Origin of the sequence: Micromonospora sp. NPDC049282 (assembly GCF_043197045.1) — a bacterium.
Lineage (GTDB): Bacteria > Actinomycetota > Actinomycetes > Mycobacteriales > Micromonosporaceae > Micromonospora.
Map to the genome: position 1 here is coordinate 1 of NZ_JBICSL010000015.1, position 14700 is coordinate 14700.

General features: G+C 70.3%; 15 protein-coding genes and 1 pseudogene. 8 read left to right on the forward strand and 8 right to left on the reverse strand.

Translation table 11 applies throughout. The annotated features are described in order from the left end of the window. Nucleotides 1-95, forward strand: a 95-nt coding sequence (locus ACGFI2_RS22615; protein WP_393514163.1) for a sigma factor-like helix-turn-helix DNA-binding protein, incomplete at its 5' end; no start/stop codon positions are given. A gap of 154 nt (nucleotides 96-249) precedes the next feature. On the opposite strand, the gene ACGFI2_RS22620 is transcribed toward ACGFI2_RS22615, so the two are convergent. The 6 genes and pseudogenes from ACGFI2_RS22620 to ACGFI2_RS22645 form a co-directional block, all read right to left on the reverse strand. Continuing rightward, the gene (locus tag ACGFI2_RS22620; protein ID WP_393520369.1) at nucleotides 250-2010 is read right to left on the reverse strand and encodes a PP2C family protein-serine/threonine phosphatase; all 1761 of its coding nucleotides are present in this window, start codon (nucleotides 2008-2010) and stop codon (nucleotides 250-252) included. Nucleotides 2011-2071: 61 nt separating this feature from the next. Next, nucleotides 2072-2248, reverse strand: coding sequence for an iron chelate uptake ABC transporter family permease subunit (locus tag ACGFI2_RS22625; RefSeq protein ID WP_393520371.1), 177 nt, complete (start codon nucleotides 2246-2248; stop codon nucleotides 2072-2074). Between the two features lie 62 nt (nucleotides 2249-2310). Further along, the gene (locus ACGFI2_RS22630; RefSeq protein WP_393520373.1) at nucleotides 2311-2916 is read right to left on the reverse strand and encodes a DUF3618 domain-containing protein; all 606 of its coding nucleotides are present in this window, start codon (nucleotides 2914-2916) and stop codon (nucleotides 2311-2313) included. Nucleotides 2917-2937: 21 nt separating this feature from the next. Continuing rightward, on the reverse strand, nucleotides 2938-3345 hold the full coding sequence (locus tag ACGFI2_RS22635) for a phage holin family protein (protein ID WP_393520375.1): 408 nt from the start codon (nucleotides 3343-3345) through the stop codon (nucleotides 2938-2940). Next, the gene (locus ACGFI2_RS22640; protein ID WP_393520377.1) at nucleotides 3342-3956 is read right to left on the reverse strand and encodes a hypothetical protein; all 615 of its coding nucleotides are present in this window, start codon (nucleotides 3954-3956) and stop codon (nucleotides 3342-3344) included. The genes ACGFI2_RS22635 and ACGFI2_RS22640 overlap by 4 nt, the downstream gene beginning before the upstream one ends. Before the next feature lie 185 nt (nucleotides 3957-4141). Then, nucleotides 4142-4333: pseudogene (locus tag ACGFI2_RS22645) on the reverse strand (sigma-70 family RNA polymerase sigma factor); the annotation flags it as partial. 275 nt (nucleotides 4334-4608) lie between these two features. Here ACGFI2_RS22645 and ACGFI2_RS22650 point away from each other — a divergent pair. From ACGFI2_RS22650 to ACGFI2_RS22665, 4 genes are all read left to right on the forward strand, one after another. Beyond that, nucleotides 4609-4914, forward strand: a complete 306-nt coding sequence (locus tag ACGFI2_RS22650) for a ferrous iron transport protein A (RefSeq protein ID WP_393520379.1) — start codon at nucleotides 4609-4611, stop codon at nucleotides 4912-4914. Further along, nucleotides 4911-6863 (forward strand): ferrous iron transporter B, encoded by a 1953-nt coding sequence (locus tag ACGFI2_RS22655; RefSeq protein WP_393520381.1) that lies wholly within the window; start codon nucleotides 4911-4913, stop codon nucleotides 6861-6863. The genes ACGFI2_RS22650 and ACGFI2_RS22655 overlap by 4 nt, the downstream gene beginning before the upstream one ends. A 4-nt stretch (nucleotides 6864-6867) precedes the next feature. Then, nucleotides 6868-7440 (forward strand): NifU family protein, encoded by a 573-nt coding sequence (locus ACGFI2_RS22660; RefSeq protein WP_393520383.1) that lies wholly within the window; start codon nucleotides 6868-6870, stop codon nucleotides 7438-7440. Nucleotides 7441-7753: 313 nt separating this feature from the next. Beyond that, on the forward strand, nucleotides 7754-8311 hold the full coding sequence (locus tag ACGFI2_RS22665; RefSeq protein WP_393520385.1) for a dihydrofolate reductase family protein: 558 nt from the start codon (nucleotides 7754-7756) through the stop codon (nucleotides 8309-8311). A gap of 200 nt (nucleotides 8312-8511) precedes the next feature. Here the strand turns inward: ACGFI2_RS22665 and ACGFI2_RS22670 are convergent, their stop codons facing one another. Further along, on the reverse strand, nucleotides 8512-9615 hold the full coding sequence (locus ACGFI2_RS22670; protein ID WP_393520387.1) for an FUSC family protein: 1104 nt from the start codon (nucleotides 9613-9615) through the stop codon (nucleotides 8512-8514). Between the two features lie 379 nt (nucleotides 9616-9994). On the opposite strand from ACGFI2_RS22670, the gene ACGFI2_RS22675 reads away from it, so the two are divergent. Then, nucleotides 9995-10477 (forward strand): hypothetical protein, encoded by a 483-nt coding sequence (locus ACGFI2_RS22675; RefSeq protein WP_393520389.1) that lies wholly within the window; start codon nucleotides 9995-9997, stop codon nucleotides 10475-10477. Nucleotides 10478-10546: 69 nt separating this feature from the next. Here the strand turns inward: ACGFI2_RS22675 and ACGFI2_RS22680 are convergent, their stop codons facing one another. Further along, nucleotides 10547-11470 carry an AEC family transporter gene (locus ACGFI2_RS22680; protein ID WP_393520391.1) on the reverse strand — a complete coding sequence of 308 codons (924 nt, stop codon included), beginning with the start codon at nucleotides 11468-11470 and terminating at the stop codon, nucleotides 10547-10549. Nucleotides 11471-11788: 318 nt separating this feature from the next. Here ACGFI2_RS22680 and ACGFI2_RS22685 point away from each other — a divergent pair, with 318 nt between their 5' ends. After that, nucleotides 11789-13321, forward strand: coding sequence for a cellulase family glycosylhydrolase (locus ACGFI2_RS22685; RefSeq protein ID WP_393520393.1), 1533 nt, complete (start codon nucleotides 11789-11791; stop codon nucleotides 13319-13321). Nucleotides 13322-13516: 195 nt separating this feature from the next. Beyond that, entirely contained in the window at nucleotides 13517-14689 is a 1173-nt protein-coding gene (locus ACGFI2_RS22690) for a glycosyltransferase (protein ID WP_393520668.1), read from the forward strand. The last annotated feature ends 11 nt before the right edge of the window (nucleotides 14690-14700 follow it).

Below are 14700 nucleotides of genomic sequence, written 5' to 3' on the forward strand. Positions count from 1 at the left end.
AGATCGCCACCCGGGTCGGCGTCTCCCAGATGCACGTGTCGCGGCTGCTCGCCCGCGCGCTGACCAAGCTGCGCGGCCAGCTCACCGAAGCCTGAGCAATCGAGAGCGCTTCCGCTGATGTGATTCAGAGGCCGCAGCGAGACGGGCCCGGCTGACGGTGCTCGGACCACGGCCCCAGCCCAAGCCGCCAGTCGCCGCCACATCCGTACCACCGCTTGTCGCCGAACCGCATGGGCTGCGCCCGCTTCCTCACGATCGTGATCGATCGGTTCGATCTCCTCCGGCAGGCCAGGTCAGGTAGAGCAGGGCTGTGTCGTCGCTGTGTCGGCCGTCGTCGCCGCGTCTGATCTCGTCGAGCAGGGCGGTGAGAAAGTCACCGGGGTCCGTGATGGTGCTCAGCGTGGCGGCAAGTTCGGTGAAGCGTTGCTCGCCGAGGCGGGTGCCGTCCTCGCTGAACCCTTCGTAGACGCCGTCGGTGTACAGCAGCAGACCTGCATCCGCCGGGAGTGTGACGACCGACTCCTGCCAGCGGCCTCGCCCGGGGAACATACCCAGCCCGAGATGATGGCGGATGGGTACGGGGGCGGCTGCGCCGGGCGTGATCACCAGTGGCGCAGGGTGGCCGGCGCTGACGATGACCACCTTCGACCGGTCTGGGCTGACCCGGATGGTGCAGGCGGTCGCGAACATCGATTCACGCGGTCGCTCGGCGACGAGTACCTGCTCCAGCAGCCGCATCCGAGAGGCCTTGTCCACCCCGGCCAGGGTGAGGGTTCGCCACCCGACCCGTAGGCCGACGCCGATGGCAGCCTCATCCGGACCGTTGCCGCAGACGTCACCTACGACGGCGTGGAGCGTGTGATCCTCGTCCTGAACCAAGTCGAAGAAGTCGCCGCCGAGCAGCGACTGCCCCCGCCCTGGCACATACCTGCTGACAACCGTCAGCGCGGGATCGGTGATCAGCGGAGTGGGGAGCAGACCGCGTTGCAGCCGCGTGTTCTCGCTAGCCTGCATCCGGCTGTCCCGCAGCTGCCGCTCCGTGACTACGGCACGTCGGCGTTGAATGGCGTACTGGATCGTGCGGCCCAGCAGAGCGCCGTCGATGTGGCCTTTGACCAGGTAGTCCTGCGCCCCTGCGGCGACCGCCGCTGTTCCGGTGGCCGCGTCGTCCAGGCCCGTGAGGACCACCACGGCCGCATCCGGCCATCGGTGTAGTACCCGGCCGAGTGCCTCCAGCCCATGGCAGTCGGGCAGGTGCAGGTCGAGCAGCACGCAGTCCGGCGCCGTCGGTGAGGTCGAGGCCGCTGTCAGGCTGCTTGCCTGGGTGAACCGGCTGCCGATTCCGCTGTCGGTCAGTAACTCCCGGGTGAGCAACGCATCACCGGGGTCATCCTCGATGAGAAGAACCGCCGGCTCCGTCGTTGTCGATGACGACGCCGCGTCCGCCAGCCCCGACGGCATGCCGATGGGCCGTACCGGCGGCAGGTTGGCGTCACTGATCACGACAGATCCTCTCCCAGCCGCGACCGTCACGCGGACGCTGACGCCGACACGATGCACATCCACCCGTCGTGTGGACCTGCCGATTATCACCTGCGTCCCCGAACCGGGTATCACAGCGTGGCCTCGTCCGCGAGTGGGGACCGGACGCCTCTCCAGACCGCGGGGGTCCGCCCACACCACTTCGCCCGGCTTGCCGTGAGAGGTGTTTCCCGTGCCCGAGTTGCGCGCCATGGCATCGACGATCAGCAGACCACGGCCGCCGAGCTGCCTGGCGGACCGGCGCGGCTCGTCGAGTAGCAGTAGTTCGGTCTGCTGGGCCAGCGCCATCCGATCCACACCCGTTGACGCAACTTCCCGCACGCGTTGGTGCCGACGACCGCGGTGATCCGGCCGAGCAGCCCGGTGGTCTCCGAAGCAGAGCCCGGTCGCCAGGGCCAGAACCGTACGGGGCAGCCGTAGCTCGCCCACGTCGAACGAGACGCCGGGCACGGCGTTGCCGAGATTCACCGCAGCACCTAACCGGCCGAGCAGGCGGTCTGCCCGACCACCGGCGAGACGGCGAGGGCGGTCAGGACGGCGCGTCGTCGTCGGGTCGGCTCACCACCCGACCAACGACGTCCGCGGCGGTCAGCAGCGCGGCCCCGGCCAGGGTCGCGAACAGCAGCAGCCAGCGGTGGTCGAGCCCGACGAGCAGGCGGCGTTTCTGCGGTAACCCTTTATTTGGCAGATCACTCCGCGAACCCATCTCGCCCGTGCTTTGTCGACGGTAGGGCTGCCTGCACCGGGACGAGGTCCGGCTGGACAGGTCTACAGTGCGTCCTTGCTGTGGCGGGCTTCGTCGCTGAGGTGGCGGGCAGCTTGGCTGCCCTGGTCGCGTACTTCGGCCACGCCGCTGGTGGCGATGTTCTTGATGGCGTCGGCGGCGTTGTGCGCGGGCCCGCGTAGGTTGTCCTGGGCCTGGTGGGCGATGTCCGCAGCGTGTTTCTTGACTGGCCCGGAGTGTTCTTGGGCTTGTTGTTTGAGGCGCCCGGCTACCTGCTGCTCGGTGTTGCTGGGTGGTACTAGGGACGAGGCGAGCAGTCCCGCTCCGAAGGCGATCAGGCCGGCCGCGAGAGGGTTGCCTTGGGTGTGTTGCCTCGACGCCTGGGGCAGGGCTCGGGCGTGTTGTCCAGCGGCGGTCAGGGCGTCGTTGCTGTGGTGAGCCCCGGAGGACAGCGTGTCGGCGGTGTGGGTGTGCCGTGCGGTTCCCATGATGGTGTCGATGGCGCGGCCGAGGCGTCCGCGTGCCTTGCTGATCGGCGCGGTCACCGCTCTTTTCGGGCTGGCCTTGTGGGTCAGGGCGTCGACGTTGGCGCTCAGATCACCTCTGGTGGCCTCGATCTCGGCGCGGATCTGGTCGGGATCGCTGGTCATGCCGCTCCACCTCCTGCTTTCTTAGCGGCCCCGCAGGGCGCCAGGTATCTCCTGGGCGGTCTGCTTCGTCTTTGCCAGGGTGCGAATCGCGCTGAGCTGTTTGCGCGCCCGGAGGCCCGAGAAGACGCCGACGGCGGCCCACAGCGCGGCGACGATCAGTGCCGCCCAGCCCTGGTCCATGACGTTGGACAGGCCCCACCACAGGGCGTGGGACAGGAACAGCAAGGTCAGTAACGCAGCGACCACGGCGGTGAGGACCATCCCCCCGGCAGTGCCCGCAGTTCGGACCTCCTGCCGTAGCTCAGCCTTGGCCAGCTGCACCTCCTGGCGTAGCAGGCTGGACAGGTCCCGGCTGGCGTCGGCGAGAAGTTGGCCGATGGAGTGCTGGGCTTTGTCGTCGCCGTCGCCCCGGGGCGGCGGCGTGGTCACGGTCCCACCTCATGGCCCGTCGGCCCGTGCTGCAGGTCGGGCCGCGCGCTGGCAGGAGGTGGAGTGTGCAGTGCGTCGTCGGAAAATTCCTGCGGTGGGCCGGGCGGCGGGCCGGAGGAACCGTTCTGCCCGCCGGAGAGCGCGCGGGTGAGGCGGCCGGCGAGCAGTCCGGCAACCGCGGCGCCGGCGAGGAAGGTGCCTGGATGGCTGCGGCCGAAGTTGCGAATCTCGTCGAGCAAGTCGCCGGGCTGGCGGTTGTCGAGCCATCCCGCCGCCTGCTGGGCGGCGTCGGCGCCGTGGCGAACGAGGTCGGCCGCGACGCCCTCCTGATGACCGTCGTCGGCCATCGACCGCAACTGCCCGCCGAGGGCACGCAGAGCGTCGGCGGCCCGCCGCTGCTGTTGTTCGGCCTGCTGCCGAGCCTGACCGGTGGCCTCCTCGACGAGGTTGCGCGCCTGCCGGCCGGTTTCGGCGGCCACCTCACGTCCCTGGTCTACCGCTTGGTGCGACAGATGGGCACCGGCTTGCTTCGCATCGCGGCCGACGTCGACGGCAGCATCGCGGGCCTGCCCGGCCTTGTCGCCCGGCGGATGTGACGATTCGCTGGCCATCCGGTCCCCCTAGTCGATCGGGCGCCATGAACTCGGCGAGGGCGTCTACCCGGGTCAGACGGCTCCACACCTGCGCTGGCTACCGGTTCGCGAGCTGATTGACCACCGTCGGGTAGCAAGGCGGCCTGGGACATGTGCTGGCGATCATTGCCGTCATCCCGATCCGCCGGAGCGTCAGATCCTGAGCCGGCGAAGTCGACGCCGCGAGTGGGGTCGAACTTGTCCAGCGCCTCGATCAGACCCAGCGCGGCAGTCTGCCTCAGGTCGTCGTTGGGCGCGCCGCGGCCGCTGTAGCGGCGGGCGAGGGGGTGGACCAGCGGCAGCCACGCCTCGATGGCCCGGTCCCGCAGCGCAGGACGCGACGGGTGCCCGGCGGGCCCGCATCACCCCACCCGGCCGACCGATCACGTGGCGGCGGTGACGACGAAGCGCAGCCCCCGTGCAGCGAGGCCCGCCGCCGGGGGCCGGTGCCCGGTCCCCGGTGCCCGTCCGGGCTGCCACGAAGGACCAGACCGGCCCCCGCCGCGGGGGACAGGCCGTCCTCCTGACCCGAGGCTCCGCGTGTTTCCGCAGTGGTCGGATGGCTGACCGCCCGGCCGGAGTTCGTCACGCGCCCTGGCAGGTGAGGTCAGCCTTACCTTATGGTGAGCTGGTGCTGAGACGTCCCGCTGTCGCCCACGCCGGCCTCCCGGTGCGTGCAATCGAGGCGTCCACCGGGTCAGCGGGTCGGCTCGCCGACCTGCCCCCGGGCAGTCGGGCCACGATCGTGGGACTGGCCGACGGTGCACCAGCGTCGACGGCGCGCCGGCTGGCGGACCTCGGGTTCACCGCCGGGTCGCTGGTGCAGGTCGTGCGTCGCGCGCCCTTGCGGGATCCGGTGGTGTACCGGGTCAAGGACTACGACCTGTGCCTGCGCCGCGCGCAGGCCGCTCACGTGCTGGTCCGGGACGCGCGGTGAGGGACTCGGGCTGCCACGCTGAGGCCGGGGGCGGCGCCGTTGACACGGCGCTGCCGCGCTTGGCCCTGGCGGGCAGCCCGAACGCCGGTAAGACGAGCATCTTCAACTCGCTGACCGGTCTGCACGCCAAGACGGGCAACTATCCCGGTGTGACGGTGTCCCGATTCGTCGGCACCCTGCAGGTGGGTGACCGGCGGTACCTGATCGAGGATTTGCCGGGCACCTACAGCCTCGACCCGATCAGCCCCGACGAGCAGATCATGGTCGACGTGCTCGACGGCCGCCTCGACGGCGAGGCGCCGCCGGACGCGCTGCTGGTCGTGGTGGATGCCACCACGCTGCGCCGTTCGCTGCGGTTCGTCGCGCAGGTGCTGCGCCGCGGCCTGCCCACCTGCCTGGTGGTGACGTTCACCGACGAGATGGCCGTACGGCAGGGCCAGCTGGACCTGTCGGCGTTGCAGCAGGCGCTGGGCGTGCCGGTGGTGCGGGTGCTCGGCAACCGCGGTCAAGGCATCGACCAGCTACGTGAGCAGATCGAGCGGTGGTCGACGTGGCCGACGCCGGTCCTGCCGCCGCCGGACGACCCGGCGGAGGCGGATGCCTGGGCGGAGTCGGTGCTGAGCTTCGCCGGCTACCGGGCCCCGGGACGGCACCGCGTCACTCAGCGCGTCGACGCGGTTTTGCTGCATCCGCTGTGGGGCACGTTGGTGTTCCTCGCCGTGATGGTGCTCTTCTTCCAGACCGTGTTCACCCTGGCCGCGCCCCTGCAGGGCTACGTGGAGTCCTTTTTCGGGTGGCTGTCCGGGCTGGTCACCACCCACGTCGGCAACCCGTGGCTGGCCGGACTGCTCGGCGACGCGATCATCGGCGGCATCGGCGCGGTGCTCGTCTTCGTACCGCAGATCATGCTGCTGTTCCTGCTGATCTCCCTGCTCGAGGGCGTCGGCTACATGTCGCGTGCCGCGTTCCTGATGGACCGGGTGATGGCCCGCGCCGGCCTGGAAGGCCGCGCGTTCGTGGCCCTGCTGTCCTCCTTCGCCTGCGCGATCCCGGGCATCATGGCCACCCGCACCCTGCCGTCGGCCAAGGACCGCCTGGCCACCATGATGGCCGCGCCGCTGATGACCTGCTCGGCCCGGCTGCCGGTGTACGTGCTGCTCATCGGCCTGCTCGTCGACCCGTCCACCCGGTGGGGGCCGTTCGGCGCGCAGGGCCTGGTCATGTTCGGCATGTACCTGCTCGGCGCGGTCTCCGCCATGACCGCCGCCTGGGTGTTCAAGAAACTCGGCGACCGCACCGGCCCGCTGCTGCCGTTCTACATGGAGATGCCCCCGTACCGGATCCCTTCAGTCCGCTCGGTGCTGATCGCGGTCGGCGACTCGGCCAAGTCGTTCCTGCGCAAGTGCACCACCATCATCGCGGTCACCACCGTCAGCCTCTGGCTGCTGCTGAACCTGCCCCTGCACTCGACCGCCGACGTACGCGCTCACGGCGTCGACCCGGGCAACGACACCGCGGTCTCGGCGTACGTCGCCGACCACAGCTACGCCGCCAGCCTGGGCCACCTCGTCGCACCGGTCTTCGACCCGCTCGGCTTCGACTGGCGAATCAACATCGGCGTACTGTCGGCGCAGTCGGCCCGGGAAACGTTCGTCGCCACCCTCGGCCAGGTCGCCGCCGCCGAGAACCCCGACCAACCGTCCAAGGCGCTCAAGGCGATGACCTACACCGACGGACCGCACGCCGGGCAGCCACTCTTCACCGCCCCGACCATCGCGGCGCTGCTGGTCTACTTCGCCTTCGCGCTGCAGTGCATGGCCACCGTCGGCATCATCCGCCGCGAAACCGGCGGCTGGAAGTGGCCCCTGATCGCGTTCGGTTACCTGACGGCGCTGGCCTGGCTCATGGCCTACGCGGCCAGGACCATCACCGTGCTTCTGGCGGGCTAAGGTCATGATCCCTATCCATCCCCAGCCTGCCGCCGGTCACCCCGAGCAGCTGCGTTGGATCACTCCGGCCGGGGTGCTGCCCTTCACCGGCGTCGCGGCCACCCTGCCCGCCCCGCTCGCCGCCCTGCGCGACGACGGCACCCTCGCCCAGGTCCGCGTCGAACCCGCCGCGATCGTCACCACGCTGCATCCCGGTCGGCAGTGGTCCCGCGACGGCGCCCGCGTCCGTACGGCTCTGCACGCCGCTCTCGCCGACCCGGCCGGTTGGGCCCCGGCGGACTCCTCAGGCGAGCCGGACGACGGGCCACTGCGTGACGCCGCCCAGGAACTGCTCGACGGGCCCGTCGGCGACCTCGCTCACTCCCACGGCGGGCACATCGAACTCGTCGACGTGCGCGACGGCACCGTCACCGTCAAGCTCGCCGGCGCCTGCCACGGCTGCCCCGCCGCCCGCACCACCCTGCGCCAAGGGCTGGAGGACCGGCTTCGTCGACGTCACCCGCAGCTGCGCACGGTCACCAGTGATTCGTTCCGCGTGGCAGCAGGTTCGAGTTTCTTCGGACGCCAAAGATCATGAGTGGGCGCGGCGACAAGGTGTCTGGACACGGGTCCGCCCTCCTCGTGGTCTGGCCGCCTCCGGGCGAGACGGCCGAGTGCTCGGTACAACGACCCTCGGTCGGGGAGCGACGGTCCGACTGACCGGTCCTGCGCTGCCGACCCGTGAAAGGAGACAGGGCGGTGGGCTCATCGCACGCTCGCGGGCAGTAAAGTCTGGCGTTCGATGGCCTGGCCCGGTGGGTGACGACTGCGCCGCCGGCGCCTCGCCCGGTTCGGTGTGCAGTTGTGGCACTGGGCCAAGGGCTTGATCTGCCGGATTAGACTCGCCAGCCATGGGACTGCTCATCTTCAGCCTGAACCTCACCCTCGACGGTTGCGTCGACCACCAGGAGGGGATCGCCGACGATGAGACGCGCGCCTTCTTCACCCGTCTCATGGACGAGGGCGGCGCAATGCTGTGGGGTCGCGTCACCTACGAGATGATGGAGAGCTACTGGCCGGCCGTCGCCCGCGGTGACGAGCAGGCGCCGCCGGCCATGCGCGAGTGGGCGGTCAAGCTGGAGGCCAAACCCAAGTACGTGGTGTCGTCGACGCGCAAGGACTTTTCGTGGACCAACAGCCACCACATCGCCGGCGATCTGCGTGAGAGCGTGCAGAAGCTCAAGGACACGACCCCGGCCGGGGTCCTCCTCGGAAGCGGCAAGCTCGCGACCGAGCTCGACCGGCTGGACCTGATCGACGAGTACAAGATGCTCGTCCATCCCAGGATCGCCGGTCACGGCCCGACGCTGCACCAGGGCGGGCTGCCCGCCACGCGCCGGCTCGAGCTGCTCTCGGCGGAGCCGTTCGGCAACGGCGTGGTGGCCATGCACTACCGCCGCGCGCGCTGAGTCACAGGAGTCCGACGTCGCCGGCTCACCCGCAGCGCCAGCGCCCCGGTGACCGGACTGGACTGACCGTTCCACCGGGTCCGGGCTGCCGCTGGACCAGCCGCCGATCGAGCGCGCTCCACAACTTCCCGCCAACGCCATTGGCGCAGAGAAGCGCCGTCAGATCCACACTCCCCACCGTCCGTAGGAGTGTCCGGACGTCACGCCCGGCTCAGACCGAGCGCCTCGTCCACCCGGTCCAGTACCGTCACATCGTCGTGGCCGACGCCGCGCAGCAGGTCGATCGCGGTCGCCCGGATCTGCCCGACGATCATGGTGACCGGCAGCGGCGGATCGGCCCGCAGCAGGCCCGCGGCGATCTGGACCGCTTCCAGGGCCGCCTCGTCGGCCCGCTGCGCGTGCCGGTCGGCGTCGGCGCCGCTGAGGCCGCGGGCCAGCGCCTCCCCGGCCGACCGTACGGCGGCGGTCAGCGCGCCGATCGCGGCGGCCAGTTCCGGCGCCGTGGCGGTGTGTCGGCGGGTCAGGGTCACGCCGGCCCGGGCCAGCACCCGGATGTTGCGGGCGGCGTAGTCGAGCTGCCGCAGCGTCGCCTCCACCTCGACGAGCTTGCGCAGGTGCCGGCGGCGCAGTCCCAGCCGCAGCGTCTCACCGGTGGCGAGCACGGCGGCCTGCATCTGGGCGACGCAGTCGTCCACCTGCCGAGCCTGGTCCAGCGCGGCGCGGGCGGCATCCTCGTCGCAGTCCCGCAGCGCCGCGTTCACCTGGTCGAGCAGGTCGGCCAGGTCGGTGTAGCTGCGCCGCGCCTGCGCCACCAGCGGCGCCAGCGGGTCGCGGGCGGCCATCAACTGGCTGGCGGCCAGCGCCACCGCGCCGCCGATGAGCGCGTCGACGAAGCGGAACGGCATCAGCGTCCCGTGCGGCGCGGCGACCACGACCAGGTACATGGCCGAGACGGTGGCCTGCACGACCAGGGCACGGCGGGCCCCGATCACCACGAGCGTCGTGGTGGTCAGCAACAGCACCAGCAGGATCGTGCCGGTGCCCGGGCCCAGCGCGTACACCAGCAGCTCCGCGACGAGCACGGCGGCGGCCACGGCGAGCAGCATCTCGACGGTCTGCCGCAGCCGTCGCCCGCGGGACTCCCCGAGCACGACGAGCGCGGCGGTCGGGGCGTAGAACGGGTCCGGGTGGCGGATCACCACCGCCGCCACGATCCAGGCGACCACCGCGGCGGTGGTCAGCTCGACCACGGTCATCCCGTCGCCCCGCAGCCGCGCGACGGCGTCGCGCCCCCAGGTCCGCACGGGTGGTACCCCTCTCGCCGGGCGGGCCGGGCCCCGGCCACCGATTGATCTTCTGCGAGGAGAGCCACTACCCCGCCCGTGACCTGCTCAATCGCTCGGGTGGCGCGCGGCATCTGTCGAGATCAGCCCATTCGGCCCAGGGGAGTCGTCCCCTGCCGCGTGCACCGATCTCGACATTGGTCCTCCGCGACGGTGACCTCTTCGGCGCGCTCGAAGGCGTCGGCGCCGGAAACTCCGCTTCGCGCGCCGGCGACGTCCGCTCTTGCCGAGATCAGTGCCCTTGAGGTCGGATACGGTGCTGGAGCCGCGCGTGCCGACGGTCCTTGTCGGCCGTGGCTGTACCGTGCGTCCGGCTGTGGGACTTCCTTAAGGTAGAGCCGTGGATCGAACGGCGCCGGTTCTTCTGCTCGACCTTGATGGCGTGCTCAATCCGTTCGCCGCCCCGGCCTGCCCTGACGGTCACCAGGAACGCGTGCTTTTCGAGGGTGAGGAGCCCGTGCGATTCTGCCCGACGCATGGCGACTGGATCCGTGAGTTGGCGGCCGGCGGCGAATTGTGGTGGGCAACCGGCTGGGGTGAGAGCGCCAACGAGTTCTACCTGCCCTTGCTCGGGGTCGAGCCGTTGCCTGTTGTTCAGTTTCCGCCGGTGCCGTTCGAGCCTGAGCTCAAGGTTCCGGCGATCGACGCCGTGGCCGGCGACCGTCCGGCGGCCTGGATTGACGACAATCACACGGCGGCGGGGCGGCGCTGGGCTGCTACGCGTCCCGTGCCGACGCTTCTGGTACCGATCGACCCGGCGATCGGGTGGACTCGCGCGGATGTCGACCATGTGCTCGATTGGGCTAATGACCCACGGCGATGAGCCGAGCGCTCCGCGCAGCCGCAGATGGCGGCGCAACGGGATGCGGCAAGGAGCGCGCCGCTTGTGGACCTACCCGAGCAGCGCCGCCGTCGCGGTCAGGGTGGCCAGCGACAGCGTCGTGGTCACCAGCACCGCCCGGTTGGCCACCGCCTCGCCGAGGCGGTACTCCTGGCCGTAGATGAACGTGTTCTGCGCTGTCGGCAGGCCCGCGCACACCACCACGGCGAGCAACTGCGGTGCGGACAGGTGCAAGGCCAGCCCGGTCGCGTACGCGATGACCGGCTGTGCGACGAGCTTCAACGCGGTGATCACGGCCAGCTCGGCCGGATCGGCCGGTTCGACCCGCGACGGCGCCGTGCGGTGCAGCGACGCGCCGAGCGCGACCAGGGCGGCCGGAACCGCGGCGCCCGACAGCAGGGTGAGCGACGCGCCGGCCGCCGCCGGCAGATGCAGGCCGGCAGCCGAGCACGCGATACCGAGCAGCGACGCCAGGATCACCGGGTTGCGCACCGGCAGGGAGGCGATACGGCGGACCCGTACCCGCCCGGCCGGGTCGCTGTGCCGGTCCAGGGCGACCAGGATCACGGGCGTCACCACCAGCACCTGCAGCAGCACCACCTCCGCCAGGAACGACACGTTGCCCAGAATTTGCGTGGCGATCGGGATGCCGAGGTTCGCCGAGTTCACGTACCCGGCGGCCATGCCCCAGATCGGCCGTTCGCCGGGCTCGCGACCGAACAGCCGGCTCGCGCCGACCCAGCCGAACCCGACGACCGCGGCCGTGCTCACTCCGAAGGCGAGCAGCGAGCGGCCGGCGAACCCGGAGAGCGGCATTCGGGACAGGGCCAGGAACAGGGCGGACGGCATCGCGAGATGGAATACGAACCGGCCGAGCACCGACGCCACCGCCTCGCCCAGCAGGCCCCGACGACAGGCCGCGTAACCGACCGCGGTAAGGATCCAGATCGGTACGAACGCCGACACCAAGCTCATACGGACGTCACCGGCGCGCGTGCTCCTCGGCTTCGGCGACCAGGAAGGCCGCGGCGTTGAAGAGGATGATCTCCACGCAGGGATCATCCGGCATCGCGGCGCGTGCTGCCGTCCACCTTGCTCATTACATGGATATGCATCTATTCTTTGGCGGCCCGATCGACTGCCAGCGCAGGCAATCGAATATCGTCGAATCGCTTCGACAACCCAGCGTGACGGTTGGCTCGAAGACGGGAGATGCTTGTGAAGTCCACACTCAGGAAGGTTCAGTTCGCCATACTTTCCGGCGTACTGGCGCTGGCCGGATCCGCAGCCGTGATGACGAGTTCCGCGTCGGCCGACAGCATTGCCCAGCTGAACGCCACCCAACTCGTCGCCAACATGGGGGCGGGCTGGAATCTGGGGAACACCCTGGAGGCCAACGTCAACGGGATCCCCAGCGAGACGGCATGGGGCAACCCGGTGGTGACGCAGGCATTCGTCGATCGGGTGAAGGCGGCGGGATTCAAGACGATCCGTATCCCGGTCTCCTACCTGGGAAACATCGGGTCCGCCCCGAACTACACGATCAACTCCGCCTGGCTGAACCGGATCCAGGAAATCGTCGACTACGCCTACGGTCGCGGCCTCTATGTGCTGATCAACATGCACGGCGACGGTTACAAGACCATCACCGGCTCGTGGTTGATCTGCGACTCGTCGAACCAGACGACGATCAGGGACAAGTACCAGAAGATCTGGCAGCAGGTCGCGACCAGGTTCCAGAGCTACAGCGAGCGCCTCATCTTCGAGTCCATGAACGAGGAGTTCGACGGACAGTGGGGTAATCCGACCCAGCCGTGCTACTCGAACATCAACGCCTACAACCAGATCTTCGTGGACACGGTCCGCCGGTCCGGCGGGAACAACAACTCGCGCTGGCTGCTCATCGCGGGCTGGAACACCAACATCGACTACACCGTGGGCAACTACGGCTTCGCGCTGCCGACGGACCAGTACCGGTCGCCTGCCGTTCCCGCCAACGAGCAGCGGCTCATGATCTCCGTGCACTACTACGACCCCTGGGACTTCGCCGGCGAGGAGAGCGGCACCATCACGCAGTGGGGACCGGCCGCCACCAATCCGGCGAGGAAGTCGACCTGGGGGCAGCAGGACTTCATGGACGCGCAGCTGAAGAAGATGCGCGACACCTTCGTCTCGCGTGGATACCCGGTGTTCGTCGGTGAATACGGTTCGGTCGACAAGACGTCGGCCGACTCGACGAACAACAGGTACCGCGCGGACTACGCGCGCACCCTGGTGTCCACCGCCAAGAAGTACGGGGCGGCCACCGCCTACTGGGACAACGGCTACAACGGGGCGTACGGGTTCGGGTTGTTCAACCGCAGCTCCGCCACCGTCACCCAGCAGGGCATCATCGACGCCATCATGAGCGCCGTCGGTGGCAGCACCCCGACGCCGCCGCCGACCACCACCCCGCCGACCACCCCTCCGCCGACCACCCCTCCGCCGACCACCCCTCCGCCGACGACTCCGCCCCCGTCGAACGGGCGGTCCTGTTCGGCGTCGTACACGGTGACCGGTCAGTGGCAGGGCGGCTTCCAGGCCGAGGTGCGGGTGACCGCCGGTAGCTCGGCGATCAGCGGTTGGACGGTGACCTGGACGTTCGCGAACGGGCAGCAGGTGACGCAGGCGTGGAGCGCGACGGTGACCGCCAGCGGCTCGGCGGTGACCGCCCGCAACGTCGACTACAACGGTGCGATCAGTGCCGGCGGTAGCGCGACCTTCGGCTTCCTGGGGTCGTCGAGCGGCACCAACGGCGTACCGTCGTTGTCCTGCGCGGCGAGCTGAGCAGGCCGTGAGCCGACGGGCCGGGCGTGCGTGACGCCCGGCCCGCGCGGTCACCGGCGCTGAGGTTCGGGCCGGCCGCTCGCGTACCTCTGTCGCCCACCGCCGACACGGCCGGGCGCGCAGCCCAGCCCTCGTGCGACAGATCGCGTGTGACGGCGGTGAGAGCGGGTACCCGCGCCCGTGAATATCGGGTGGCTGGGGCATCCCCACGAGCGGGTCCCGCCCGGGAGCGGGGCTGCGGCGAGCCGGGTCCGCGGCGAGGCGCCGTGGCCCGATCGTCGGCGTGACGGCGGACGGATCGTCGTGGTGTCGGCCGACATCGGCGCCGGGCACGACGCCGCCGCCGCTGAGCTGGCCTCCCGGCTCGCCCTCGACGGCGTCGAGGTGCACCACCTCGACTTCTTCGCGTCCCTGCCCGAACGCCTGCACGGAGTGATCCGCGAGGGCTATCGGGCACTGCTGCGCTGGTGTCCGCTCAGCTACGACGCCTTGTTCACGGTCACCGACCGTTCACCACCGCTGGTGGCTACGATCAGGGCCGCGTTGCGGCCCGCGCGCTGGCGGATGCTGACGCTGATGCCGCCGGACACCGGCCTGGTCGTGACGACGTTCCCGTTCGCCAACCAGATCCTCGGGCCGCTGCGACACACCGGGCAGCTGAGCACACCGGTCGTCACCTATGTCACCGATTTCGTCATCCACCCGACCTGGATGGCGACTGGCGTGGACACCTACTGCGTGATCCACGAGGCTACGCAGCAGCAGGCGGCGATTCGTGGCGCACCGGACGTCCGCCTCGTCGACCCGCTGGTGCCCGCCCGGTACCGACCACCGACGGATGTCGCCAGACGCGCCGCTCGCGCCCAGTTCGCCCTGCCGGAGCACGGGAGGCTGGCGCTGATCGTGGCCGGGTCGTGGGGTGCCGGCGACGTGGCCAGCACCGCCAGGGAAGTGCTGGCCGCCGGCTGCGTCACGCCGGTGGTGGTGTGCGGACGCAACGACAGCCTGCGTCGCCGGCTGGCCGGCTTTCCCGGGCACGTCATGGGCTGGGTCGACGACATGCCCGCCCTCATGCAGGCGGTGGACATGGTCGTGGAGAACGCCGGTGGCCTCACCTGCCAGCAGGCCCTGGTGGCAGGTCTGCCCACCATCACCTACCGCCCGATTCCCGGCCACGGCCGAGCCAACGCGCAGGTGCTCGCCGGCGCAGGCCTGACCACCTACGTCCGAGACCCCACGGACCTGTGCCAGGTGCTGGCCCGCGCGGCCGCGCCCACGGCGCCGGCGTTCACCTGCGCCGCCGACCTGGCCGCGATGGTGTCCGCGACCTTGCGTCGGGCGGGCGGACCGGACGGGAACCTGCGGTGACGTCCCGACGT